The 25,405-nt window shown below is 37.6% G+C and carries 22 protein-coding genes and 2 pseudogenes; 7 read left to right on the top strand and 17 right to left on the bottom strand.

The annotated features are described in order from the left end of the window. Nucleotides 1-596 precede the first annotated feature (596 nt). Nucleotides 597-1,559, bottom strand: coding sequence for an aldo/keto reductase (locus LNP81_RS18525; RefSeq protein WP_121321577.1), 963 nt, complete (start codon nt 1,557-1,559; stop codon nt 597-599). A gap of 114 nt (nt 1,560-1,673) precedes the next feature. Here LNP81_RS18525 and LNP81_RS18520 point away from each other — a divergent pair, with 114 nt between their 5' ends. Continuing rightward, nucleotides 1,674-2,030, top strand: coding sequence for a winged helix-turn-helix transcriptional regulator (locus LNP81_RS18520; RefSeq protein WP_121321579.1), 357 nt, complete (start codon nt 1,674-1,676; stop codon nt 2,028-2,030). Nucleotides 2,031-3,064: 1,034 nt separating this feature from the next. Here LNP81_RS18520 and LNP81_RS18515 read toward each other — a convergent pair. The 7 genes from LNP81_RS18515 to LNP81_RS18490 form a co-directional block, all read right to left on the bottom strand. Continuing rightward, nucleotides 3,065-3,658: a short chain dehydrogenase gene (locus LNP81_RS18515; RefSeq protein WP_230038385.1), complete on the bottom strand. Its 594-nt coding sequence runs from the start codon at nt 3,656-3,658 to the stop codon at nt 3,065-3,067. A 138-nt stretch (nt 3,659-3,796) separates the two neighbouring features. Further along, nucleotides 3,797-3,967 carry an FAD-dependent oxidoreductase gene (locus tag LNP81_RS27475; protein ID WP_346432743.1) on the bottom strand — a complete coding sequence of 57 codons (171 nt, stop codon included), beginning with the start codon at nt 3,965-3,967 and terminating at the stop codon, nt 3,797-3,799. 65 nt (nt 3,968-4,032) lie between these two features. Continuing rightward, on the bottom strand, nt 4,033-4,851 hold the full coding sequence (locus LNP81_RS18510) for an NAD(P)/FAD-dependent oxidoreductase (RefSeq protein ID WP_346432742.1): 819 nt from the start codon (nt 4,849-4,851) through the stop codon (nt 4,033-4,035). Nucleotides 4,852-4,860: 9 nt separating this feature from the next. After that, on the bottom strand, nt 4,861-5,082 hold the full coding sequence (locus LNP81_RS18505) for a putative antibiotic biosynthesis monooxygenase (RefSeq protein WP_230038382.1): 222 nt from the start codon (nt 5,080-5,082) through the stop codon (nt 4,861-4,863). An 87-nt stretch (nt 5,083-5,169) separates the two neighbouring features. Next, on the bottom strand, nt 5,170-6,030 hold the full coding sequence (locus tag LNP81_RS18500; RefSeq protein ID WP_230038380.1) for an AraC family transcriptional regulator: 861 nt from the start codon (nt 6,028-6,030) through the stop codon (nt 5,170-5,172). 378 nt (nt 6,031-6,408) lie between these two features. Next, nucleotides 6,409-7,143 (bottom strand): LytR/AlgR family response regulator transcription factor, encoded by a 735-nt coding sequence (locus LNP81_RS18495; protein WP_230038379.1) that lies wholly within the window; start codon nt 7,141-7,143, stop codon nt 6,409-6,411. Further along, a complete protein-coding gene (locus LNP81_RS18490; RefSeq protein ID WP_158596312.1) occupies nt 7,130-8,194 on the bottom strand; it encodes a sensor histidine kinase in 1,065 nt (354 codons plus the stop codon). The genes LNP81_RS18495 and LNP81_RS18490 overlap by 14 nt, the downstream gene beginning before the upstream one ends. A gap of 158 nt (nt 8,195-8,352) precedes the next feature. Here LNP81_RS18490 and LNP81_RS18485 point away from each other — a divergent pair, with 158 nt between their 5' ends. Together LNP81_RS18485 and LNP81_RS18480 are read left to right on the top strand one after the other, a co-directional pair. Beyond that, entirely contained in the window at nt 8,353-10,206 is a 1,854-nt protein-coding gene (locus LNP81_RS18485) for an alpha-amylase family glycosyl hydrolase (protein ID WP_121321645.1), read from the top strand. 45 nt (nt 10,207-10,251) lie between these two features. Continuing rightward, entirely contained in the window at nt 10,252-12,882 is a 2,631-nt protein-coding gene (locus LNP81_RS18480) for a DUF5916 domain-containing protein (protein ID WP_230038377.1), read from the top strand. A 732-nt stretch (nt 12,883-13,614) separates the two neighbouring features. On the opposite strand, the pseudogene LNP81_RS27370 reads toward LNP81_RS18480, so the two are convergent. From LNP81_RS27370 to LNP81_RS18450, 6 genes and pseudogenes are all read right to left on the bottom strand, one after another. Beyond that, nucleotides 13,615-13,805 (bottom strand): annotated as a pseudogene (locus tag LNP81_RS27370) (cold-shock protein). Nucleotides 13,806-13,887: 82 nt separating this feature from the next. After that, nucleotides 13,888-14,403, bottom strand: coding sequence for a molybdopterin-binding protein (locus tag LNP81_RS18470; protein WP_131423805.1), 516 nt, complete (start codon nt 14,401-14,403; stop codon nt 13,888-13,890). A 48-nt stretch (nt 14,404-14,451) separates the two neighbouring features. Continuing rightward, the gene (locus LNP81_RS18465; RefSeq protein ID WP_230038375.1) at nt 14,452-15,552 is read right to left on the bottom strand and encodes a cytochrome-c peroxidase; all 1,101 of its coding nucleotides are present in this window, start codon (nt 15,550-15,552) and stop codon (nt 14,452-14,454) included. Between the two features lie 24 nt (nt 15,553-15,576). Further along, nucleotides 15,577-16,830 (bottom strand): TonB-dependent receptor plug domain-containing protein, encoded by a 1,254-nt coding sequence (locus tag LNP81_RS18460; RefSeq protein ID WP_346432758.1) that lies wholly within the window; start codon nt 16,828-16,830, stop codon nt 15,577-15,579. A gap of 150 nt (nt 16,831-16,980) precedes the next feature. Beyond that, on the bottom strand, nt 16,981-18,078 hold the full coding sequence (locus LNP81_RS18455) for an IS91 family transposase (protein ID WP_131423819.1): 1,098 nt from the start codon (nt 18,076-18,078) through the stop codon (nt 16,981-16,983). Beyond that, nucleotides 18,057-18,959 carry a tyrosine-type recombinase/integrase gene (locus tag LNP81_RS18450; protein ID WP_071637773.1) on the bottom strand — a complete coding sequence of 301 codons (903 nt, stop codon included), beginning with the start codon at nt 18,957-18,959 and terminating at the stop codon, nt 18,057-18,059. Before LNP81_RS18450 ends, LNP81_RS18455 begins: the two co-directional genes overlap by 22 nt. Nucleotides 18,960-19,311: 352 nt before the next feature. Between LNP81_RS18450 and LNP81_RS18445 the strand changes: the two genes are divergently transcribed. Both LNP81_RS18445 and LNP81_RS18440 read left to right on the top strand, forming a co-directional pair. Then, nucleotides 19,312-20,172, top strand: coding sequence for a helix-turn-helix domain-containing protein (locus LNP81_RS18445; protein WP_021190095.1), 861 nt, complete (start codon nt 19,312-19,314; stop codon nt 20,170-20,172). A 100-nt stretch (nt 20,173-20,272) separates the two neighbouring features. Next, nucleotides 20,273-20,566, top strand: coding sequence for a putative quinol monooxygenase (locus LNP81_RS18440; RefSeq protein WP_230038370.1), 294 nt, complete (start codon nt 20,273-20,275; stop codon nt 20,564-20,566). A gap of 350 nt (nt 20,567-20,916) precedes the next feature. Here the strand turns inward: LNP81_RS18440 and LNP81_RS18435 are convergent. From LNP81_RS18435 to LNP81_RS18425, 3 genes and pseudogenes are all read right to left on the bottom strand, one after another. After that, a pseudogene (locus LNP81_RS18435) lies at nt 20,917-22,016 on the bottom strand (IS91 family transposase). Further along, on the bottom strand, nt 21,995-22,897 hold the full coding sequence (locus LNP81_RS18430) for a tyrosine-type recombinase/integrase (RefSeq protein ID WP_071637773.1): 903 nt from the start codon (nt 22,895-22,897) through the stop codon (nt 21,995-21,997). Before LNP81_RS18430 ends, LNP81_RS18435 begins: the two are co-directional and overlap by 22 nt. Nucleotides 22,898-23,017: 120 nt before the next feature. Then, nucleotides 23,018-23,836, bottom strand: a complete 819-nt coding sequence (locus LNP81_RS18425) for a TonB-dependent receptor plug domain-containing protein (protein ID WP_083572269.1) — start codon at nt 23,834-23,836, stop codon at nt 23,018-23,020. 455 nt (nt 23,837-24,291) lie between these two features. Between LNP81_RS18425 and LNP81_RS18420 the strand changes: the two genes are divergently transcribed. After that, entirely contained in the window at nt 24,292-24,507 is a 216-nt protein-coding gene (locus tag LNP81_RS18420) for a hypothetical protein (RefSeq protein WP_071637772.1), read from the top strand. A 99-nt stretch (nt 24,508-24,606) separates the two neighbouring features. Then, nucleotides 24,607-25,149: a Crp/Fnr family transcriptional regulator gene (locus tag LNP81_RS18415; RefSeq protein WP_071637771.1), complete on the top strand. Its 543-nt coding sequence runs from the start codon at nt 24,607-24,609 to the stop codon at nt 25,147-25,149. The last annotated feature ends 256 nt before the right edge of the window (nt 25,150-25,405 follow it).

Raw genomic sequence — 25,405 nt, 5'->3', positions numbered from 1 at the left:
TAGAATGGAATGGATACCTGTTTTGCCACAAAAAGTTAAGGCGTTTTTTAAAAATATTTCACCCGTCTAAGTTTTGTGGCACAATCGTGGCACATGATGATTGGAGTGGATACCTTTTCTGCCACAAAAAGTTAAGGCGTTTTTTAAAAATATTTCACCCGTCATAGTTTTGTGGCGCAATCGTGGCACATGATGTTTTTAAAAATTATAAATTGAACAAAATCAACATGTAAATAACATTCATTAAACTCAACGTTCATCTGCTCGATTCAAAACTTTTAAAGACTTAGCATTTTTATATACATCACTTGATAAGCGATGATCAGTCTTTTGGGTAGTAATATTTCTGCAAGGCTTATTAGAAAATTTAAAATAACTCTTCAGTATGTTGAACATCTTCTAATTCATATACTAACAAAAAAGAGTTGTTACAAATAGTGACAAGCACTACCTACAAACAGCTGAAGATAATCTTTTACAACATTCGCTTTCAACGATTTAACATTTAAATCAGGGCTTGTTTGGAAGTCCAGCAATTGCTATGAATTATCTTCAGCAAAAAGACACTTTACTACAGAATTTAGTAATTAAATTTATCAGCCTCGGACTTGTTGCAGCAAATCATGAGGATAACCTAAAGATACCATACTAAGCTGATCTAAAATCGAAATATGATCTGCAGTAAGCGGAACGGATACTGCCTTTAAAGCATCATTTAAATGAGAGACAGCACGTGCTCCAACTATTGGAAAAGCATCTTTAGACAAAGTCCATGCAAAAGCTACCTGACCCGGTGTAATACCCAGTTCCTCAGAAATGGTGATAAGCGCATCTATAATTTTTTTTGTAACATCGTTTTCGTTGTATTCTGAATTTGAACCGGAGTTTATACGTCCGGATTCTCCCTGACGGTATTTTCCTGTCAACAAACCACCGGCCAATGGTGAATACATCATTATTCCTAAACCAAATTCTGAAGCCATCGGTATAAATTCCCTGTCAGCAGTGCGTTGTATTAAGTTATATTCAATTTGAATGGCACTTAGATTTGCGCTTTTTGCAATTGCAGCGGCCTTCCAAGCAGGAAAATTTGTTAAGCCTGTATAAAGCACTTTTCCAGCATTTACTAAATCTTCCAAACCTCGTACAATCTCATCCATAGGAGTAACACCGTCATCAAAATGTGGCATGTACACATCAATATAATCTGTTTTTAATCGTTTCAGACTTGATTCTACAGCCTGTCTCATTGCTTTGCGATGATTTCCGTAGTTGCTTATTGCTGGATTGCTTTCATTACTTTGTGTGTATTTAGTACAGATTATAAAATTACTTCGCTGATGCTCCATAAACTTACCAACAATTTCCTCGGATTCACCAAGCTGGTAACGGTCAGAAATGTCTATAAAATTTCCTCCGGCATCTGCGTAAGCTGTTAGAATATGTTTCGCTTCTTCGGCCGTAGAGCCATATCCTTTTCGGTTTCCTAACATAGCAGCTCCTAAAACTAACTCACTGGCATATAAACCTGTTTTCTTTCCAAATAACTTATTTTTCATAACTTTTATTTTATGAAGCAAAATTAAGCAGAAAGGTCAAAACATACAATTACGGCTAAATTCACCTATATCAGGTTTTTATTTTTCACTATTTTTACTGTAGAAAATTACCTTATGACTTACAAAAAAAAATTACCTGTTTCCCTTGATTGTGGATTAAATTTATTTCTCGAAGTGATGAATGGAAAATGGAAACTTGCTTTGATCTGGAGTATTTATTCTGGAATTAAAAGACCTGGAGAATTACAAAGGAAAATCCCTAAAGCAAGCCGCAGGGTTTTAGATACACAGCTGAAACAACTCATTGATCATGGAATTCTTTCTAAAGTTGATTTTAACGAAATGCCTTTAAAGGTAGAATATGAATTGACACCTTTAGGACAAACACTTATACCAGTTATTGCTCGTACTGCAAAATGGGGCGAAACGCATCGTGAAACATTAGAAAATTTAATACTCGCACAAAATTAACTTTGGTTTACACTTTGGAGTTGATACCTTTTTTACTACTGTAGAATAATGCTGCAATCTCTTAAACCTAAATATTCGATATTTTTGATATATTTGTAATACAAAAAAAAGAATAATACTACTGTCTGTTAATTAGTTAGTATCTTAATTTTTGTGAATGATTTAATATTGAATAGTAAAATTGAATTTGGGTGCAGAATCGGTGCACAGAGGTTCAAGACATAAATAAAAGTGGCATATACAGCGGTTCCCAGCTTATGGTTCGAATCCTGCTCTCTCCAAAGACAAATTGGATCTGTTACAGATCCTAGCCCCGATAGCAGTGAAAATCCTTTTGTGCCGGTGTTCGGCACAAAAGATTGCAACGAATAGCGGGAAAAAGCTCCAAAAAAATAACATCAAACCGAAAAAGATACAACAAAAAATTACCACAAAAACCACTGTAATTCCCAAAACCCGATCAAAGACCCAAAAACCGCAGCCAAAAAGACCCGACCCCTATAACCCGCAGCACCCTTAAAAGGAACCCCAAAGCGGCCCCAAAGACATAAGGGGGAGGGACATAGAAAACGACCTTATAGAGAATGACCCATGGGAGGGGTCTCAAACTGATATTGATTCTCAAAAGAGCAATGAGACTGAAAATGATTTCTTTGAGACCACAGCGCCCGAAAAGGATAATCGGGTAAGGAAGGAATTCGAAATTAGGGAACTGGGAAATGACGAGCTTAAAGAAGATGAACTCGCAAGGTACGCATCGCTTGATGGCGCAACCCGAAATAATAAACTTTCTGAGCGCAAGTTTTTAGGTACCCAGATTTGATGCCTGTAAAAAACCATTAATAATAACCGTTTTTTGCAGAGGTGTATTCCCACAGACAGCAAAAATGGCTGAAAACTTTCAGCCTGCAATGAACAAAACAAATAAGCCAGGGCTTGCGGGCCCCGGCTGAAAATTTGTATGAGCTCTGCCGGGCAATAAGCAGCCCAATCAATTCCAAAGCTGACCGCTTTGAAGTGCAGTTGCTCAAAAATTAAGCCCTAATAATATGACCGGTTCCCTTGCCAAATACGCTTTTACGAAACATAAATTCCAACTGTCTCATGGTGGTTGGCATCTCTCCGGGGAAGTATGGGAAATACTGCGGGGAATCTTCGATGACTGTGGGGCTTACTGCATTGATACGAATCCCGTTATCCAGCTCAATGGCCGCTGCACGGACAAATCCTTCCACAGCACCGTTAACAGCTGATGCATTGGCAAAGTTTACCTGAGGCTCATGGGTCAAGGCTCCGGTAATTAGGGTAAAGGAACCTTTCGGGTTGATATAATGCTGACCTATCAGCACCAGGTTGATCTGCCCCATCATTTTTCCTTCCACTCCCTTTCTGAATGCTGCATCATTTAATTTGCCCCATGGACCTACAAATGTCGGGCCTGCCGTTGAAATCAAGGCATCAAATGAGCCGGCCTTCCTAAATAGGTTTTCAATGGATTCCGGTGATGTAATATCAGCATCGATGTCACATCCTTTGGATGCCACTGTGATAACTTCATGCTCCTTTTCCAGTGCTTTGACTAAATGTTTTCCCATAGTGCCGCTTGCACCTACTATAATAATTTTCATAATTGTGAATTTTAATTTTTTTTGGTTTATTTTCTTTGAAAGATATCTCAGGTGTTTTCAATTTGTTAGGACCGAAATGAAGCTGGACAGGACAGAACTCAGATAATGCCTCCTTGTGAGCCCTTATGGGCATCAACATCAAAATTGTTCCAGTATCAGCTTTTTACTGGCTGCCATACCCGCTGCCGTTCCCATTGCAACTGCATTGGCAAGAGTCCTGGCCCGAGAGGCATTGTCCCCCGAAGCATAAATGCCTTCAATGGAGGTCTGCTGAAAAGGATCGGTCTTAATATAGCCGTCCTGGGTCATTAGACATCCCAGAGATTCAGGTATTGTGCAGTGCTGTATAAAAGGCCTGGGGGCATACAGAGTACTCAGTGAAGATCTTGTGCCGTCTGTAAACACAATATGCCGGATATGCCCCCAAGATGTTCCAGCTTACTGATCTGCTTTTCAACAACACTAATATTACGGCGTTTCAGACTGGCATTCTGCCCGGCGTTTATCGCATATACCCCATTGGTATAGAGGGTCAGATCCGGGGTCCAGTTTGAAATCATCTTAGCCAGTTCAAATGCAGGATCACCATTGCCCAGAATCCCTGTCCGGCTACCTCGAACTTCATAGCCATGACAATACGGGCAATGTATGGCTGAAATCCCCCAGCACTCTGAAAACCCCTCAATGGGCGGCATTATATCTTTTATGCCCGTAGCAAAAATTAATTTTAAGGCCTGGAAAGTTTCACCGGTTTCCATCATTATTTCAAAACCTTTGTCCGTTTTCTTTCCACTGGAAGCAAAGCCATTAAGGAATTTTACAGTTTGATACTTTTCTACCTGCTGTTTTCCCACTACGGCGATTCCTGCAGGTGTGCTGCCGTCCCGGGTGAGGAAATTATGGGAATATGGCGTTTGTGCATTGCAGGGCTCACCGCTATTGATAATCAAAACTTGTTTTAATGCCCTTCCCAGTGCCATTGCTGCGGCCAGGCCGGAGTAGCTTCCCCCGATAATAATGACATCAAATTTTTTACTAACTGTACTCATATAAAATGCTCTAAGTGGAAATGGAAAAGTTAAAGCTGCTATTGCCAATCCGGTTTGTTTAATGAACTTACACCTTGGTCCTGTTAAATCTGTACCGGCAGTGGCGCCGGAACTGAGAGATTCCGTTGTTGTTGGACGATCCATTTTTTACTTTTATTTTTTGGGTTTATAGGTAAACTGTCGCTGGATAAAATCTAAAAACGGAATCCCGGCAAATACGATCCAGGGAACCAGCGCTATGGTGAGTATAAAAGTCCGCTGGTATAAAGGCAATACGGACAATGCATTGCCAAAGAGGAATAAAAAAAGTGTAATGGAGGGATAAATGGCCAGCCATATCTTTAAGGATGCCATCAGTTTCATTTTTGTTTTCATACTGATCTGGGTTTGAATTAATTTTATTGGACAAAATTACTTCAGTGGAAACCTGTATGATAGGACAGAAATGAAGATCCTTAGGACTTATTTAGAGTTTTGCCTAAAGGACTCGGGAGAGAGACCGGTATGCCTTTTAAAAAACCGGGTAAAATAAGAAGGGTCATTATATCCTAAGTCGCAGGCAATCTGGCCCACTTGCTTTGAGGTCGCCAAAAGCTGGCGTTTGGCTTCCAGGATAATATGCTGGTTTATAATCTCAGAAGGGGTTTTAGCAAGTAAAGTTTTTGTAATAGAACTTAGCTGGTAAGACGATAAATTTAATAAACCGGTATATTGTGAAACCTGTTTGTGGGTACTACTGTTTTTTTCCACAAGTTCCAGAAATTGCTCCAATTTTTCCTGTCCATAGGTGTTATCCCCCATAGCCGCAATAGCGTTATCGGTCCGCTGGCGAAGCAGTTCAATAAGAAAAATGCTCAGGCTTGCTTTCAAAACTTCGTGATAGCCTTTGAGTTTGTTTGAATATTCTTTTAATGCCTCTGATACGACAGCCTCGATTCTGCAAAATCCTTCCTGCTCGAGGTTGTAAGCACTGTATTGAATTAGCCTGGTCAGATGCTTTTGGGAGGCACTGTTATGAGAATAAAGAAAATCTGTTTTAAATTGTATTAAATAGCCCGTGCAGCCTGCTTTTAGAAAAAGGTTATGCACCTGGCCGGGACGCATCATAAAAACAGTATGATCTTTTATTTCATAGCCTGTAAAGTCAATATCGTGAAGGCCTTCTCCATTCTTAACAATTAAAATATAATAGAAATCATGCCTGTGCAGCTCCTGAACCATATCCCTGCCGGACAATAAGGATGTTATTTCCCGTATAGTAAAACTCCCTGTCAATTCAGGTTCACTTTGCTGGCTAATATGGCGGATTGGAATGTTTTCCACAATTTCAATATTCTTTAATGGCTAAATTTTAATCAAAGATAGTAAGTTTATGAAAATTATAATTTACTTCATCCTCTGTGAACAGAATTGTGGCGTATGGTGTTTAAAATAATAATTGAGAATTAAATAGAGATACCACAATTGGGTTTCAATGTGGAGCTTGACAAACCAATATCCCCGCGGCCCTAGCCCCGATTGCTTCGCCAGTTCGCTTCGCTCGTGTGCAGTGGAAATCCTTTTGTGCCGGGGTTCGGCACAAAAGATTGCAACGAATAGCGGCAAAAAGCTCCCAAAAAACATTAAACCTAAAAACTCAGTGAGCAGAATGTCTATTGTATCCAATATCGCACCTACCCGCCTGTTTACCTGATCGCTATTTTATAAATTCAAAGCGTTATTTGTTAATGAATTCAGTAAATAAGATACAGAGGACTGATAAAACCTTCCAATAGGCAATTGCTTATTTTGAATATTGATATGGTTTGTATTATAACTTGTTATTTTTTTTATGGCAACAAGAAATGAGCGATGAATTCTGAAAAACAGGCCCTCAGGTAATTTTTCTTCCATTTCTGTAATCGACTGATACGTTTTATAACATTCTGTTGCTGTATAAATCAGTAAATAGTTTCCTTGAGATTCAAAATAGTCAATTTCGTCTAAAAAAAGTTTGACCATTTTTCTTTCGCATTTCACAAAAATAAACGCGCGATCAGTTTCCTGAATTTTAGAATGCAAAACGATTTGATTTGATTCCCTAATTTTTGTGTATTTGCTTATCGCTTTTGTAAAACGTCCAAAGGCAATTGGTTTTAAAATATAATCGATGGCTTCAATTTCAAATCCTTCGACCGCATATTCTGTGTAAGCAGTTGTAAAAATTACTGCGGTTTCTGAAGATAAACTTCTCGCAAATTCGATTCCGGATTTTCCCGGTAAATTGATATCTAGAAAAATAAGGTCAATTTTATGCGATTTCAAAATGTTCTGTGCATTTGCAACGCTGGTAAATCTGCCTTTTAAATCTAAAAAATCAAACCGGGCAATATGAAGTTCCAGCAAAATAGAGGCTGGTAATTCATCTTCAATTATGATACAGTTAATTACAGCCATCTTCTATTTTTATTTTTAAGGAAACGAAAAAACTCGTAATTTCATTTTTCACAGTCAAAATATGCTTTTCTGGATAAAGTAGTTCTAATCTTCTTTTAACATTTGCAATTCCAATTCCACTATTCAAATTTTCTGTTGTCTTGCTAATTTTTTTAGGAAGACTATTTTCAATTTTAACAGAAAGCCATCCATTAGTCACCGCAATAGAAATGGTAATCCAAGCCGGACCTACTTCATCTAAACTATATTTGAAGCTGTTTTCTATAAACGGAAGTATCAAAAAAGGCTCAATAGAATGATTTTCGATAGTACCGTGAACACTAAAACTCAATTGAAGCTGATTCTCAAAACGCAGTTGCTGCAACGAAATATAATTTTTAAGATAATCTACTTCATTTTGCAAGGAGATATTTCTATTATTTACATCATAGATAGAAAACCGAAGCAAATCGGATATTCTCAGCACAATTTCAGCAGAATCATCTGATTTGGTTAAAATTTTAGAGTACAAGCTATTGAGGACATTGAACAAAAAATGTGGATGAAATTGATTTCGAAGAGAAGATAATTCAGCCTGTAATTTTTGGGATGATATGATTTGAACTTTATTTTTTTCTTCTGCTAAATAATAAAACAGCTTAAAAGCCAGCGGAATAGTTACCACAAATTGGAGTTTACTAATATTATATAAAAAAACCGGAGCCGATAAAATTGGTTCAATTTTCCAGAAAGTCAGATAATAACGAATTATAATGTAATTGTCGATCAAGCGCTGCAAAAAAGCAAAAACTAAAATTAGAAGAATATATACAGTGATAAAAGCAATTGTTTTTTTCCTGAACAAAAAGCGAGGCATTAAAAATTCGACAACGATGGTCACAAAAAGAATTTTAGGCAAAATGCTATACCATTCATTATAAAATGCGGTTAAAAAATCTCCGGCCGGTAAACCTTGAATCAAACTAAAAAGCAAAATATATCCCAGCCAGTATAAAGTATACAATTTAATTTTCATAAATCTATTTTCAGGATCGTATGTAAGTGCCTTCATTTGGATTGTCATTTTCTTATAAATGTAAAAATAATGCTTTTCTATCAAATCAAAATTGCTGTTTGCAATGCAAATAATGCTGTTTAAATAAACTGCTTTTTTAGAATACGAAAGAAAAATATCTTTCGCTGGTAATATTAATCTAAAAATAGTTAGAGATGAAAAAAAGAATCTTTTTTTACTTGGTTTTAATGTGCTGCACATTCATTGTTAATGCCAAAAATATTGACATATATCCAACCAATTGGTGGGTCGGGATGAAAACAAATTCTATTCAATTGCTTATTCGAAGTACAGGTGAAGCTTTTTCTTCAGCTGATGTTCTCATAAATTATTCTGGTATAAAGGTTTTGAAAACACACCAATTTTCGAATAAAAGATATCTTGCTGTAGATATTTTAATTTCACCAGACGCGCTACCGGGAAATGTTTCCATTGAAGTAATTCAGAAAGGAAAAAAGCAAAAAATTAATTGGTCGCTTAATTCCAGAAGACCTGGCAATGGAACATTGTATGGGCAAGGAGTAAATTCGGCTGATTTTATCGACTTGATTATGGTGGATCGTTTTAGCAATGGAGATCCTACAAATGATCGTGTTAAAGGAATGAGAGATCAATCGCTGGACAGAAATCAAATGTATGATCGCCATGGTGGTGATTTGCAGGGCGTGATTAATAATTTAGATTATCTGCAGGGATTAGGAATTACCACTTTATGGTTTACTCCGGTAATGGAAAATGATATGATGAACCGAACCGAACATGGTTATGCCATTACAGATCATTATAAAATTGATGCGCGTTACGGTGGAGACACAAAGTATAAGGAACTAAGCAATCAATTGCATCAGCGCGGTATGAAACTCATCTTTGATGCTGTTTACAATCATTTTGGATTGTATCATTTTCTAGAACAAGACCAGCCAGAAAATGACTGGGTGCATCGTTGGCCAGAATATACCCAAACCAATTATAGAGAACAGTCATTATTTGATCCGTACGGCACAAAATCTGATCAGAAGAAAATGAGCGATGGCTGGTTTGATAAAATCATGCCCGATATCAATCAGGATAATCCCTACATGGCCAACTTTTTAATTCAGAATTGTATTTGGCACATTGAAACTTTTGGCATAGATGGAGTTCGTTTAGATACATATACTTACAATGATTTAAACTTTGCAAATCGCTGCAATCAGGCAATTTTAAATGAATTTCCTAAAATGACCATTTTTGGAGAGATTATGGTTCACGGAGTAGCCAACCAAGCCTATTTTGAACAAAATAATATGGATACTCCTTTTAAAAGCAATTTACCATCAGTTGTTGATTTTCAAAGTTTATACTACGGAATCATTCCGGCTCTCACTCAACCCTTCGGCTGGACAGAAGGTGTAAATAAACTTTATTATACACTAAGCAGTGATTTTTTAAGTAAAAATCCGATGCAAAAAGTGCTGCTTTTAGACAATCATGACGAACCGCGTTTTTTCTCTGTTGTGGGAGAAAATGCAGAGAAACAAAAAATAGGTTTTCAATGGCTGCTTACTTGTCGCGGGATCCCGCAATTATATTATGGTTCTGAAGTATTGGCTAAAGGATTCAAAGCTCCTGATGGTTTGGTTCGTGCTGATTTTCCAGGTGGATGGGCTACAGATTCCAAAAATGCCTTTACAGGAAAAGGATTAACCGATGATGAAAAATCAACTCAGGATTTAGTTCGAAAATTAGCCAATTTCAGAAAAACGTCTTCGGCTTTAACCACCGGAAAAATGATGCATTATATTCCGGTAGATGGCTTGTATGTTTATTTTAGATATGATGCAACGCAAACAATCATGTGTATTATGAATACCAGCAATGCCCAAAAAGAAATTGATTTTCAGAAATACGACGAAAGATCAGCTGGCTTTTCTTCGGGGAAGAATGTAATTACAGATGAAAACTTTTCATTATCGAAAAAAACTTCAATTCCGGCTATGAAAATGTGGATATTGGAACTAAACAAATAATCAGGGTTCTTAGAGATGAAATTCGATTTAATAAAAATCAAGCATATGATTTGTTATAAAAAGACTTTGTTTGTATTGTTATTTTTTTTTCAGTTTAGCTTTGGGCAGTCAGTACCTAAAACAGCTAAAAAAGTTTACACCACAAAAGCTTTAGGTGCTTTGGCTGCACCCGTAATCGATGGATTTCTAACCGATGAAAGTTGGGATATTGTGGACTGGACCGGAGATTATATAGAAAATCTGCCGGATGAAAATACTGAGCCTTCTGAACAGACAAAATTCAAGATTATATATGATAAAGATTTTATTTATTTTGGTTTTAGGTGTTATGACAAAGATCCAAAAGGAATTGTAGAAAGATTATCGAGACGTGATGGTTTTGAAGGTGATTGGATCGAAATAAATATCAGCAGTCATAACGATCAGCTTACCAGTTTTTCATTTGCAGCTTCTGTTGCCGGTGTAAAAAGCGATGGATTTATTTCGGATAATGGAAAAACATGGGATGGAAATTGGAATCCAATCTGGTATTTAAAAACGAATATTGATCAGGAAGGCTGGACTGCCGAAATCAAAATTCCGTTAAGTCAGTTAAAATTTAGTGATCTTCCTGAACAAGTTTGGGCATTGCAGTCTACCAGAAGATATTTCAGAACCGAAGAACGATCTGTCTGGCAGCGAATTCCACTCGATGCGCCAGGCTGGGTCAGTGAATTTGGAGAGTTACGAGGTTTAATTGGTTTATCTCCTAAAAGGCAGATCGAAATTCAGCCCTTTGTACTTTCTAAGTTGGAAACTTATCCAGCGCAAGAAGGAAATCCGTTTAAAACCGGTAATGATTTTAAATTGAACGGAGGTTTAGATGCCAAAATTGGTGTCACTAATGATTTAACATTAAACTTAACTATTAATCCCGATTTTGGACAAGTAGAAGCTGATCCATCTACTATTGTACTAGATGGTTTTCAAGTTTTTTATGATGAACGGCGTCCTTTTTTTGTAGAAAATAAAAACATTTTCAACTATTCTTTTGCTGATGATCAGGATAATTTGTTTTATTCCCGCAGAATTGGACGAAATCCTAACGGACAGCCCAATGTTCCATCTGGTGCTTTTATGTCAATTCCTAATAATACCGCCATTTTGGGAGCAGCAAAATTTAGCGGAAAAACTAAAAATGGCTGGTCAATTGGAATGCTAGAAAGTGTGACAAATAAAGAATATGCCAAAATTCAGGAAAATAGCCGAATTGAAAAGGTATTGGTAGAACCATTAACCAATTATTTTATTGGCAGAGTTCAAAAAGACTTTAATAATCGCAACAGTTATTTTGGTGCTGTTTTTACTGCCGTAAATCGAAATTTAGAAACTAATTTTCTAAACTTTATGCATCAATCTGCTTATACAGCCGGAGTGGATTTTATGCATAATTGGAAAAATAGAAAGTATTATTTTAAAGGCAATTTTGTTGCCAGCAAAGTCGAAGGCAGCGAAGAAGCTATAACAGCTACACAGCGAAATATGACGCATTTATTCCAGAGAACAGATGCCGGACATCTTTCTGTTGATCCTTTAAAAAGATCACTCACAGGAACAGGTGGAAAATTTGAAATAGGAAAAGCTAGTGTTGGAAACTGGCGTTACAAAGGATCTATAATATGGAGATCTCCAGAATTGGAACTAAATGATATTGGTTTTTTAAGGCAGGCAGACGAAATCAAACAATATGCATTAGTGTCTTATGAAACTTTAAAACCTTTCAGTCAGTTTAGAAAAATCACAACCCACCTGGAACAGCTTTCAAATTTTGATTTTGAAGGAAATTACAATAAAATGCAATATTCTTTTAATTCAGATTTTGTATTAAAAAACAATTGGAATTTTACTGCTTTAGCGATTTATAAACCTATAAATTATTCAAACTCTATTTTGCAGGGAGGCCCACGTTTTCGTTATTCTGAAGAGTTTTTTAAATCGGTCAGTATTACTTCAGACAATAGAAAAAAGTTTAAATACAACTTTGCCCTTTATGATACAAAGGGCAAAAACAATTCATTTTCATATACTGAGTTTGCTGCTGGCATTATATATCAGCCCATTAACGCCTTTACTTTTTCTTTAAGCGCTAGTTTTTCTTCAAAGCAAAATAAGCTGCAATATATTACTCAAACCAGTTTTAATACTGATCCCCGATATCTTACGGCAAATCTGAGTCAAAATACTTTAAGTACCTCTATACGATTAGATTATAATATTAATCCAAATTTTACCATTCAATATTATGGCCAGCCTTTTATTTCCAGAGGAAGATACAATGCTTTTAATAAAGTAATAAATCCTGCCGCATTTTTTTATGGAGATCGAGTAAGTTTGTTTGATTCAAATCAGATTTATTTTAATGAATTAGAAAATAATTACCAGATTGATGAAGACAAAAATGGGATTACAGATTACAAAATTCAAAATCCGGATTTTGCTTTTGTGCAATTTCGATCCAATTTAGTTGCAAGATGGGAATATATTCCTGGTTCGGAATTATTTTTGGTTTGGTCGCAGGGAATAACATCCGACGGAAATGCGGATGAAAACTTGTTTTCAGAACTGAATTCTCAGATTTTAGAAAGAAAACCAACTAATACTTTTTTGATAAAAATTACATATCGATTTATGCTTTAGTGTATATTAGTTTTTTTGTTTAGATACCTGTGTTGGTTTTGTAGCATCTGTCACAACCTAGCCCCGATTGCTTCGCCAGTTCGCTTCGCTCGTGTGCAGTGGAAATCCTTTTGTGCCGGGGTTCGGCACAAAAGATTGCAACGAATAGCGGGAAAAGCTCCTAAAAAATAATATTAAACCTAAAAATAATATCTTGCATCGGTCAAGACTAAATATTAAGAATGCGAATTGTGTAATAACATACCCACAGGCTGTAACCACAACCGGTCGGGAAAGCACACCTTTGACTTTGCAGCGATGCCCATCCTTTAAGTTTTGAAGTTTAAAGACTTTAAAACAACCCAAAAAGAGCCTTGCAGCCCTTTAGATAACTTAAGTAAACATAAAATGGAAGATTATGTTTATGGACACCCCGCCTGATGCATTTTCTGTATTGGGCGGGTTTTCCATTTTATCATATGAAATAAATATTGACAATTAACTAGGGCTGCAGCAGCAGACACATAACATTGTAATTTCTTTTTGTTCAATATTGAGCAATAGACGATTTCACGACCACAAACTGTAATTAAATTTAAGATTGCAGCGCTAGGGCTCATATAACCCAATCAAATTTCATTATGCCAAATTTAAGATCATAATAAAGTTACTTTATCCTTTGACCATAAAAGTGTATAACAAAAAAAGCATCTGCTTTACAGATGCTTTTTTGTTTGTTTTTTTTTAAGAATATTAGACCACAACCACATTTACTGCGTTGGGGCCTTTTTTACCCTGTTCTACCTCGTAACGCACCTCGTCGTTCTCACGGATGCTTTCCGACAGACCTGTGGCATGAACAAAGATTTCACTGCCGCCATCCTTTGGTGTTATAAATCCAAAACCTTTCTCTTCATTATAAATTTTACTTTACCTTCCTGCATCTTGCTTAAATTATTGATTGGATATAAATATAAGAAATCTAGTATAATTTAACTGAAAAAGAACAATTATATTTAAAACTGTTTAATCTTTCGCAAACCGGATAATTAAATGGGTAACCTCGTGCGCCGATCGGGCCGGTTTGTTCTCATCGGGGACAACCAAACGAAATGGCCCTATCCCATCTGCTAAGGGTTTTCCGTCATTTGAGTCTGCTAAAATAATAACCCGGTTTGTAAAACTCGGATCCAGTTCTGCCAAAGAGAAAACCACCTCATAGCCATCGCTGCATCTGACCAGCAGGTACTTGGCAAGGTTTTCCCCTTTGAGCTCTTTTCCAACAGTGACCCCGGCCAACTGCAGTATTTCAAACACGGGTACCCCTGAATACTGCTGCAACTTCCCATCGCGGTCTTTCATGGTGGCTTCCACGCGTTTCATCTTTGCCAGATCCAACATGCCCAGCGACATGGGCTTTAAAACTTCTCCCTCCACTTTTACTACTGCTTGCTTCACAACACTTTGCGCGGAAATATTCTGCAAAAAGATTACTAAAAATAAGAAGATTAAAATAATACGGGATAAAGGATATTTTTTCATTTTTGTTATTTGAATAGTTAAGCTGTAAGCGCTATAAAATCAAGACATTTACTTTTGAATTAGATGTGGGTCGGAAAACTTTGGATTGTTTGTAAAGGTGGAATCCGTGAGCATATTGAGAAAACTGATGATATCTGATTTTTCACCTGCCGTGAGCCCAAGGCTTTTGCCTCCCACATCGTTAGGCCGGTTTACCAAAGACAGGCTTAAAGTCCGGCTTGGCTGGATATGCTCATTGTAATGATCCAGCACCTGCTGAAGGTTTTTAAACCTTCCGTCGTGCATGTATGGGGCGGTGAGGGCAATGTTTCGAAGCGTTACCACCCGAAAGCGTCCCCTGTCATTGGGCATTCCTGTCAGCTCTTCCCGCCCCAGGTCTTTTGGAACACTGTCAAGGCCGTTGTTATGGAATAATTCCATATACATTTTAGGGGTGCCATGGCACTGCGCGCAGCTGGCGCCCCTGATGTTTTTGCCTGCATCAGCGGAATTCATAAACAGTTCCATTCCACTGAGCTCGTGATCTGTTGGCTTGTACTGGCCCCGCAGGTATTTATCATAATTAGAGTTCGCTGAAATCAATGTGCGCTCAAACTGGGCGATTGCCATTGCAATGCGGTCCGCTGTGACTACCGGCGTTCCGAAAGCCTCCCTGAATAGCCCGGGATATAGCTTTGTTTTCTGAAGCTCCTTAACGGCCCTATCCAGATAATTTCCCATTTCATGCGGATCGCCAAGCGGGACCTTTGCCTGGGCTTCCAATCCTTTTGCCCTGCCGTCCCAAAAAAAGTTTCGCACCCAGAGAAGGTTTTTCAGGGACATGGCATTGCGCCTGGTGGGCCTGTCTATTCCCGCACTAAAAGCTTTCCCGTCGGTGAATGCCAGTTTCTGCTGATGGCAGCTCGCGCAGGAAATTGTTTTGCTCGATGAAAGCCTGGTTTCATAAAACAGCATCCTTCCCAGATAAACGCCCTGTCTGGTAGTGGGATTGCTCGCCGGGATACTGATCCGGTTGCCAAAATAATCCGGATATTCCAGTTTATACGGATCTGTACATACAGGCACTGCAGAAGTGGCCGCAATGAATATAGCGGCGGTCACCAGCACTAGTAACAGGGTGAGTTTTTTATAATGGGATTGTATAGGCATTAATGATCCTTTTAGCATCAAAAATTAATTAAAAAAACGAAGCGTTACAAAGAAATTTCGCCCTTCTTCGGGAAACCCTTCCACAAGGCTGTAATTTCTGTCCAATATATTATTTAATCCGGCATCAAGGCTGAAGTTTTTTAGTATCCTGCCCGAAGCATAGAAATTTAAAAGGGTGTAGTCCGCAACCGCAGTTCCGTAACTGGTGCTATATCTGGAAGAATTAAACTCGGCATTGGCAATTAACCTTAGAACTTTCAAAGGCTGGTACTCCAGTGTCCCCATTACCTTTGTACCCGGCACATCAGTGAAATGAACCTCCGGGCTTGTCATATTCTTTCTTTCAATATAGGTGTAATTTACATTCAGGGACAGGTTTTCCAAAATGGAATAATCCGCCTGTAGCTCAATACCGCTGTACTGGGCCTTGCCAAAATTCTGCATCTGCGCTTTTCCTGGCTGCACATTACTTACACTTAAAATCGCATCAGTAATGGTACTGTAAAACAAAGCCGTCTGGAAAGTGAGTCTTTCAAAAAACTTTGCCGTATAATTTACCTCATAGTTTATGGCTGTCTCGGGTTTTAAATCAGGATTGGGAATGGCAGTTCCCATTCTGTACGAATAACGGTCTTTGATTGTAGCAAATCTGGTTTTCTGCGAAACGGTTGCCCCTGCCTTTTGATCCTGGTTTAACTCGTAAAATACCCCAACTTGTGCATTATAAGCATCACTTGCATCAGCAGAGGGATAATTAGAAATTATTTTGGTAGCGCTGGTATAATCCTGGGCCTGAATATTTTTTCTTATGTTATAGCTCACTCCCGGAATTACTGTAAATTTATTAGTGACTTTATAAACATCTTCAATTCCTACCAATATTGTATTGTCTATAAAATGACGCACTGGTTCACCCAGATTGTTTTCGCGGTGCACATCTTCTTTAAAATGCACGGCAATTTTGAAATCATTTTTGGGAATAATCTGCGTGTTATATTCTACATTTCCTCCATAGGTATAATCATCGTAAAGACTCTGAAAAGCATATCCCTTTGTCTGGGTGGAATAGGTTTTATCATCATAACTATTGAGTGTGTTTTTAAATTTGTCGTAATATATTCTTGTTTTCAAACTGTTTTTGGCATCCAGATTTGAATTTGAAATGAAGTAATAACTTTCTTTATTCCAAACCGGCCACTGCCAGAAATAACTAAGCTTTCGTCTTGCCCGGAGGGCACGAGATGAAAGCCCGTTGAACGGAACCGCAGGAAGCTTAATACGTATTATGGAGTTTTCGAAGTGTAGCTTTAAGATATACGAGCAGTAATTTTACGATTACTGCTTTTTTTATGGTTGAACTTGTGCTGTCTTATTGTTATTTTTCGATTTACCGACGCAATTAAATACAAGTTCCCTTACCCGTAAAAACTAATTCACATAGGCAAGTGTATTCTCGATAAGATATGCTTTTGGCGGACCTCGTTGCCCAAAGACATGTAACGTAACCAGATTTCCAACTTTACAACAATAACATTTTTTAAGTTGCGTTTTGGTTTCGATTTCAGGTCGAATGATATTTAAATCTTGTTGTAATTGTTGCAGTTTGCCACGTTTCCAACTGCTACTTAAAATACCGTAATGCCTGATTCTTACAAAACGTTTGGGTAAAATATGAAGACTAAAACGCCTTGTAAACTCTTCGTTTTTTAAGGTGAGTTGCTTAGTTTTACTTGCGTCTTTATAATCTTTATAAGCAATGGTAACTTCTTGATTTGTTACATTTTTAATCCGATGATTGCTGATGGCAACTTTATGGGTGTATCTTCCTAAATATTCGATTACTTGTTTGGGACCTCCAAATGGGCGTTTGGCATAAACCACCCAATTTTTATCAAATAAACTTTGCAAAACATGAGCATCGGCAAGCTTTTCTTTACGTAACAAGGCAACAAATTTTGCTCGAAAAACCTTGCTTAACGCTTTTACTGCAAATAAGTATTTATCGGTTTTTATCTTGCGTTTCCATTTACCGTTGGCATCAATTCCACCACCAGGAATAATGCAGTGTAAATGTGGATGTAAACTTAAATTTTGTCCCCAGGTATGTAAAATCGCAATCATTCCTAGTTGCAAACCTTCCGTTTTTCCGAATTGATTTAATGTCGACCAAACAGAATCAAACAAGATTTTATAAACGATTTTTGGATGTGCAATCGCTAATCCATTAAGCGAATCTGGAAGGGTAAAAACCAAATGATAGTACGAACAAGGCAACAAATCCTGCTCACGTGCCTGAATCCATTCTTCACGTTTATGACCTTGACATTTCGGGCAATGCCTATTGCGACAACTGTTGTAACTAATACTAATGTTGCCACAAGCATCACAAGCATCTACATGTCCGCCCAAAGCAGCAGTTCGGCACAAAGTCAATGCTCTTAACGTTTTTTCTTGATGAACGGTAAAGTTTTGGTTGGACAAATCGACTTTTCTCAGCACATCGGCTACTTCCCACTGCGGCTGCATAAAGCAAAAACGGTATCAATTGGACTGTGTACTTTTTGGTTTTCGAGCTGGCAAACATGCAAATATTCCATCGTCGTCTCCACGCGTTCATGACCCAGCAGTTTCTGAACTTGAAGAATATTTACACCATCTTCGAGCAAATGCGTAGCATAGCTGTGGCGCAATGTATGCGTATGCACATCTTTTAAAATGCCTGCTTTTTTACAAACCGATTGAATCGCCCATTGTACGCCACGCTGACTGTAACGAGAATCAAAACCTTTGGCGTCTTTGGTGTTGCCTGTAAATAAAAATGTGGTAGGATGTTCGGCTGAAATATACCTTTTTACACCCCGAATGATATGATCTGATAAGGGAACATAACGATCTTTTTTGCATTTACTTTGAACAATATGAAGTAGTTTTCTATCAAAATCCAGATGCTTTAATTCAATATTTCGAACTTCCATACAACGTAGTCCGCAACTATAAATCAATCCAATTAAAATGCGATGTTTGAGCAAATCGGCATGTTGAAGCATCTTCCATATCTCTTCCCTACTCAGAATTACAGGAAGTTTCTTTTCTTTAGGAATCGATGGTAAATGAAGATAATCGTAAGGTAAATTCTCTGTTTTTAAAAGAAATCGAAGTCCGTAAACAGTGTGTTTAAAATACGATTGCGAAGGTGAATTGGAACGTTGTTGCAGTTCAAAGAGATAATCTTTAACTTGTTCGGGATGTAATTCGGTTGGTAAAGCACCAAAATGAAGTACCATTGCGGCCACATGGCGCGAATAATTTTCAAAAGTGCGTTTGCTTCGTCCTAAAATAGAAATATTTCGCTCAAAACGATGCAGAAGTTCAGAAAAACCTGTAATTTCATTACAAGCACGATTCAAATATTTGTTCGTTCTTAATTCCTCCGGAGATTTTTTTTAGTTACCATATTATCAATTATTTAAACGTTAATAAATACTAAGGTACTAAATCATCGCAGCGAAAGCTACCGGAGGTTTAGTTCAACAGGCGTTTGGCAAGATTGCGAATTTTGTAGTAAATTCACGTTTACATTTCGCAAGAAATTTTATCTTTAATAGAAAATAATTAGTTCCGAAGTTCGCAACCTCGCCAAGCGCCGGAACGTTGTGTGCAAGGGTAAACGACCTATTCATCCAAACTTGAGCAAACAATTATTGAAATAGAATTTTAATATATTTACAATGCCAAAATGTTTTTTAAAACAACACTATCATGGACATTACAAATTTGCCAGAAGATTTATTTGAAAATAACTACACGGACACTTCAGACCTGCAAATTGCTAACTACGAGGCGTATAAACTTGTTTCCAAAAATAAGATTAACCTAAACAAAAATGTATTCAGTTTTTTGTTGGACGGACAAAAGGACATTCACTTTTCTAATGACATCGTTTCGATCGATGATACACAATCCTTGCTTCTTGCATCGGGGAATTTTTTAACAACAGAAATTGTAGGGGCAAATAGTTATAGTTGCCTACTCTTTTTCTTTTCTCAAAAAAACATTAATGATTTTTTATTGAAATATGGGCATTTATTTAACCCAAATGACTTAAATAAATCAGCGGCCAGTAGTCCCTATTTCCTTATGGAAAAAGACAATTTTATTATCCATTTTATTAATTCTATTCAACAAATTTATGGTTTGAATCAAACAATCTCTCAAAAGATTCTGGAATTGAAATTTGAAGAAATTATGCTGTATCTGGCTGATAAGTATGGGCAAAGTTTTTTTGTTTATCTACATTCATTATTAATCAATGAAAGAGAATTATCTTTTAAAATGGTCATTGAAAAAAATCTGTACACGAGTTTGAATATTGACGAGGTCGCTTTTCTATGTAATATGAGTCTGTCTACTTTTAAGCGGAAATTTTTACAATTATATCAAGAGTCTCCAGGAAAATGGTTTCAACTAAAACGACTCAACAAAGCCAAAAAATTATTGCTTAATAATGAAGCAACCCCATCAGAAATCTATATGGACTTTGGTTATGACAGCTTATCAAATTTTAGCACAGCCTTTAAAAACGAATTTGGTTACAGTCCAAAAAACATGATGAAAACTTGACCTTTTTTCATAAGTTTTTGAACTAAATAAAAAAGCACCACAAGTTTAAAGGTGCTACATTTGTTAAAACAAAATTGGTTTAATTTAAAAATAAAAAGACATGAAAAAATTAGGATTATTAGTTCGACTAGAAGCTAAAGCAGGAAAAGAAAAAGATGTTGAAGCCTTTATCACAAGTGCATTGCCACTCGCTAATGAAGAAGCAGGTACTGTTACGTGGTATGCGTTCCGTATTGACGCTTCTACATTTGGCATTTTTGACACTTTTTCAGATGAAGAAGGCAGAGAAGCACATCTTGGTGGTAAGATTGCAAAGGCGTTAATGGAAAATGCATCTGAATTGTTGGCTACTGCACCATCTATTGAGAAATTGGACGTTTTAGCGGTTAAATAAACATACCACAATTATTATAAAATGGCAGCCTGTCAAAGTTCTGTAAATGAATTTGGACAGGTTGCCTTTGTTTACAAAACAGCTTCATAATAAATTAAGCTTAGACTGACGAAGAAACCCAGCCCACAATAACTAAGCTTTCGTCTTGCCCGGAGGGCACGAGATGAAAGCCCGTTGAACGGAACCGCAGGAAGCTTAATACGTATTATGGAGTTTTCGAAGTGTAGCTTTAAGATATACGAGCAGTAATTTTACGATTACTGCTTTTTTTATGGTTGAACTTGTGCTGTCTTATTGTTATTTTTCGATTTACCGACGCAATTAAATACAAGTTCCCTTACCCGTAAAAACTAATTCACATAGGCAAGTGTATTCTCGATAAGATATGCTTTTGGCGGACCTCGTTGCCCAAAGACATGTAACGTAACCAGATTTCCAACTTTACAACAATAACATTTTTTAAGTTGCGTTTTGGTTTCGATTTCAGGTCGAATGATATATTTAAATCTTGTTGTAATTGTTGCAGTTTGCCACGTTTCCAACTGCTACTTAAAATACCGTAATGCCTGATTCTTACAAAACGTTTGGGTAAAATATGAAGACTAAAACGCCTTGTAAACTCTTCGTTTTTTAAGGTGAGTTGCTTAGTTTTACTTGCGTCTTTATAATCTTTATAAGCAATGGTAACTTCTTGATTTGTTACATTTTTAATCCGATGATTGCTGATGGCAACTTTATGGGTGTATCTTCCTAAATATTCGATTACTTGTTTGGGACCTCCAAATGGGCGTTTGGCATAAACCACCCAATTTTTATCAAATAAACTTTGCAAAACATGAGCATCGGCAAGCTTTTCTTTACGTAACAAGGCAACAAATTTTGCTCGAAAAACCTTGCTTAACGCTTTTACTGCAAATAAGTATTTATCGGTTTTTATCTTGCGTTTCCATTTACCGTTGGCATCAATTCCACCACCAGGAATAATGCAGTGTAAATGTGGATGTAAACTTAAATTTTGTCCCCAGGTATGTAAAATCGCAATCATTCCTAGTTGCAAACCTTCCGTTTTTCCGAATTGATTTAATGTCGACCAAACAGAATCAAACAAGATTTTATAAACGATTTTTGGATGTGCAATCGCTAATCCATTAAGCGAATCTGGAAGGGTAAAAACCAAATGATAGTACGAACAAGGCAACAAATCCTGCTCACGTGCCTGAATCCATTCTTCACGTTTATGACCTTGACATTTCGGGCAATGCCTATTGCGACAACTGTTGTAACTAATACTAATGTTGCCACAAGCATCACAAGCATCTACATGTCCGCCCAAAGCAGCAGTTCGGCACAAAGTCAATGCTCTTAACGTTTTTTCTTGATGAACGGTAAAGTTTTGGTTGGACAAATCGACTTTTCTCAGCACATCGGCTACTTCCCACTGCGGCTGCATAAAGCAAAAACGGTATCAATTGGACTGTGTACTTTTTGGTTTTCGAGCTGGCAAACATGCAAATATTCCATCGTCGTCTCCACGCGTTCATGACCCAGCAGTTTCTGAACTTGAAGAATATTTACACCATCTTCGAGCAAATGCGTAGCATAGCTGTGGCGCAATGTATGCGTATGCACATCTTTTAAAATGCCTGCTTTTTTACAAACCGATTGAATCGCCCATTGTACGCCACGCTGACTGTAACGAGAATCAAAACCTTTGGCGTCTTTGGTGTTGCCTGTAAATAAAAATGTGGTAGGATGTTCGGCTGAAATATACCTTTTTACACCCCGAATGATATGATCTGATAAGGGAACATAACGATCTTTTTTGCATTTACTTTGAACAATATGAAGTAGTTTTCTATCAAAATCCAGATGCTTTAATTCAATATTTCGAACTTCCATACAACGTAGTCCGCAACTATAAATCAATCCAATTAAAATGCGATGTTTGAGCAAATCGGCATGTTGAAGCATCTTCCATATCTCTTCCCTACTCAGAATTACAGGAAGTTTCTTTTCTTTAGGAATCGATGGTAAATGAAGATAATCGTAAGGTAAATTCTCTGTTTTTAAAAGAAATCGAAGTCCGTAAACAGTGTGTTTAAAATACGATTGCGAAGGTGAATTGGAACGTTGTTGCAGTTCAAAGAGATAATCTTTAACTTGTTCGGGATGTAATTCGGTTGGTAAAGCACCAAAATGAAGTACCATTGCGGCCACATGGCGCGAATAATTTTCAAAAGTGCGTTTGCTTCGTCCTAAAATAGAAATATTTCGCTCAAAACGATGCAGAAGTTCAGAAAAACCTGTAATTTCATTACAAGCACGATTCAAATATTTGTTCGTTCTTAATTCCTCCGGAGATTTTTTTTAGTTACCATATTATCAATTATTTAAACGTTAATAAATACTAAGGTACTAAATCATCGCAGCGAAAGCTACCGGAGGTTTAGTTCAACGCGGGTTTGCCAAAAGAGAGTTTTTAGTATCGCTGCCCGCATAAACAGGGTTTCCTTTTTCTCCCTGCTGGTTGATATAGCCAAGTGCATACTCGCTTTTTTTATTTGGGGTCCACCCTATTTTGAAACTTATTTTCTGATCGGTGCGGTAAGAATTGTCCCTCTCTTCCCCATCCTCATTTTTCATCGCAGCAAAACCCGATGGCATCCGGGTTGAATTTCTCTCTAAATAAGAAAATCCTCCCTGAAGGTAAAATTTTCCCAGATTTGAGCCCACATTGATGTTTGCCCTATAGCCATTGCTGTTTATCATTCCGAGCGAGCCGTCATATTCCAGTTTCTTTGATGGCTTTCTGGAGACTAGGTTAATGGCCCCGCCCAGTGAATTGGGACCGTACAGCACAGATGAAAACCCTTTTGAAACATCAATGGCCGCCAGATCATAAGTGGTAAAACGGGCCAGGTCAACATAGCCGTCATAGGGAACATACACCGGAATCCCGTCCATATAGACCGGCACCTGCCTTAAATCAAATCCCCTGATAGAAACCATGGATTCGTTTCTTGGACCTGATGCGGTTAGCGTAACACCCGGAAGCATATTGAGGGCCCTGGAAACATCCATTTTATGCTGCGATTGCATTGCTTTTGCACTTACCCTGTTTAAGGTATCCTTATTCTGGTGACCGGTAATGATCACTTCCCCGAGCATAAAAACATTGGATGCTTTTATGGAGTCTGCCGGTATTGTATTGTTCTGCTGTGAGAATCCAATCAGGGGCAAAATCATAAAAGGTATGAATTTTAGTTTCATAAAATCATGATGTTTTCAGTATGTTTTATAAAGAATACTGATGGTTAAAAAAAAAATGGTTTGGTTAAAAATACGTAGTTCTTCTTTTACAATAATACGTATTAATACTTAATAAGTAAAATAGTTTAGCGATAACTTTATTGATTGATACTATTACTTTACGTTTTATGGCAAAAGGTGGTATATTTTAAAGAACCTATAAGTTTTATACTCTGGATTACAACAAAACAACAGTGATGACCCTACTATAGCCCCGAGAAGCGGAAAATCCTCTTGTACCAAGGCTGGGCACAAGAGATTGCTTCGCCAGCTCGCTGGCGCTCGGGTGCAACGTATAACGGGAAGAGCACCTGACGGGTAACATAAACGCCCGAAATAGAAATAAACCCTTAACTTTGCCGTTTATCCTAGGGGGTTTGAAAATTACCACCGCAGATTCTAAGGGAGCATGAGATATGAAGAAATTTGAGATTAAAGGCACCGATGATGGCAAATGGCTGGTATCGCACAACGAGCCTCCAAAATTCACCTGTCTTTTTGAAAATAAGGGGTTCAGTTACCAGAGGACCATCACCGGGCTCACCGATCCTACAGGCGATCCCAAAGAGGTACAGCTACTCCAGAAAATGGAACAGTGGCTCAAGGGATATCATAAAGACAAAATAGACTAAAAGTTACGGCATACTAAAAATGTGCCTCTGACCGCCACTTGGGGCAGTAAGCAAACAGTAGTATAAATAATCCTTTTGGGTTAAATAAAGAATGTATTCATGTCAAAAAAAACACAAACCATCCCCGATAGATGGAGTATTTTCAAACCACTTTTTACTCCAATAGAGGTTCCTGCCAGGACAATCCTGCTGGAAGAAGGCAGCACTTCCAAAACCATGTTTTTCATTGAAAAAGGGTGTTTGAGAACCTGGATAAACAATAACGGGAAAGACATCACAACACAGTTTTTTTTTGAGGGCGGCGGCGTGTCATCCATTGAAAGCTTTATGACAGGCAAACCCAGTCTGTACACAATTGAAAGCATTGAGCCCTGTGTTATCCAAACCATCACGCAGAAAGACTTTCAGGATACGCTGCTGAATTCACCAGAACTAAAAGATAATATAATCGAGCACTTATACTCAAGGCTTCTAAAAAACCAGCAGGTTTTCTTTTCTTATCTAAAAAATACCCCTCAACAACGTTATGAGCAGCTGCTGGCAGAGCATCCCGAAATCATACAACGCATCCCACAGCATTACATAGCTTCCTATTTGGGCATCACTTCTGTCTCCCTTAGCAGGATCCGCAACAGGCGATAAAAAGATCTTTCTTAACAATTGTTATCGATAGTCTGCCGAGTGTTTTGCCAATTTTGTGGTTTAATCACCATACAGGGAAATTGCAAGGCTATGATACACGTATTTAAAACATCAGTCAAAAATAAGGCACAAATCAAAAAATTAAAAGCTGTTCTTGATTCAGACTTCCAGGACATAAAGTGGAATTTTGACCTTGAAGATTGTGATAAAATTCTGCGTATTGAAAGTAAAAAAAACATTTGCAAAAAAGTAGTCA

The organism is Flavobacterium piscisymbiosum, from assembly GCF_020905295.1.
Lineage (GTDB): Bacteria > Bacteroidota > Bacteroidia > Flavobacteriales > Flavobacteriaceae > Flavobacterium > Flavobacterium piscisymbiosum.
Note: the sequence above shows the minus strand (reverse complement) of the source record. Positions and strands in the feature narration are given on the sequence as shown.

Bases quoted from the DNA above. Each gene is read 5' to 3' on its own strand.
- LNP81_RS18455 (WP_131423819.1), bottom strand. From the start codon at position 18,078: ATGCAGCCGCAGTGGGAAGTAGCCGATGTGCTGAGAAAAGTCGATTTG.
- LNP81_RS18440 (WP_230038370.1), top strand. From the start codon at position 20,273: ATGAAAAAATTAGGATTATTAGTTCGACTAGAAGCTAAAGCAGGAAAA.
- LNP81_RS18470 (WP_131423805.1), bottom strand. From the start codon at position 14,403: ATGAAAAAATATCCTTTATCCCGTATTATTTTAATCTTCTTATTTTTA.
- LNP81_RS18495 (WP_230038379.1), bottom strand. From the start codon at position 7,143: ATGGCTGTAATTAACTGTATCATAATTGAAGATGAATTACCAGCCTCT.
- LNP81_RS18445 (WP_021190095.1), top strand. From the start codon at position 19,312: ATGGACATTACAAATTTGCCAGAAGATTTATTTGAAAATAACTACACG.
- LNP81_RS27475 (WP_346432743.1), bottom strand. From the start codon at position 3,967: ATGACCCAGGACGGCTATATTAAGACCGATCCTTTTCAGCAGACCTCC.
- LNP81_RS18510 (WP_346432742.1), bottom strand. From the start codon at position 4,851: ATGGATCGTCCAACAACAACGGAATCTCTCAGTTCCGGCGCCACTGCC.
- LNP81_RS18480 (WP_230038377.1), top strand. From the start codon at position 10,252: ATGATTTGTTATAAAAAGACTTTGTTTGTATTGTTATTTTTTTTTCAG.
- LNP81_RS18425 (WP_083572269.1), bottom strand. From the start codon at position 23,836: ATGAAACTAAAATTCATACCTTTTATGATTTTGCCCCTGATTGGATTC.
- LNP81_RS18525 (WP_121321577.1), bottom strand. From the start codon at position 1,559: ATGAAAAATAAGTTATTTGGAAAGAAAACAGGTTTATATGCCAGTGAG.
- LNP81_RS18415 (WP_071637771.1), top strand. From the start codon at position 24,607: ATGTCAAAAAAAACACAAACCATCCCCGATAGATGGAGTATTTTCAAA.
- LNP81_RS18490 (WP_158596312.1), bottom strand. From the start codon at position 8,194: ATGAAGGCACTTACATACGATCCTGAAAATAGATTTATGAAAATTAAA.
- LNP81_RS18420 (WP_071637772.1), top strand. From the start codon at position 24,292: ATGAAGAAATTTGAGATTAAAGGCACCGATGATGGCAAATGGCTGGTA.
- LNP81_RS18515 (WP_230038385.1), bottom strand. From the start codon at position 3,658: ATGAAAATTATTATAGTAGGTGCAAGCGGCACTATGGGAAAACATTTA.
- LNP81_RS18485 (WP_121321645.1), top strand. From the start codon at position 8,353: ATGAAAAAAAGAATCTTTTTTTACTTGGTTTTAATGTGCTGCACATTC.
- LNP81_RS18520 (WP_121321579.1), top strand. From the start codon at position 1,674: ATGACTTACAAAAAAAAATTACCTGTTTCCCTTGATTGTGGATTAAAT.
- LNP81_RS18465 (WP_230038375.1), bottom strand. From the start codon at position 15,552: ATGCCTATACAATCCCATTATAAAAAACTCACCCTGTTACTAGTGCTG.
- LNP81_RS18505 (WP_230038382.1), bottom strand. From the start codon at position 5,082: ATGAAAACAAAAATGAAACTGATGGCATCCTTAAAGATATGGCTGGCC.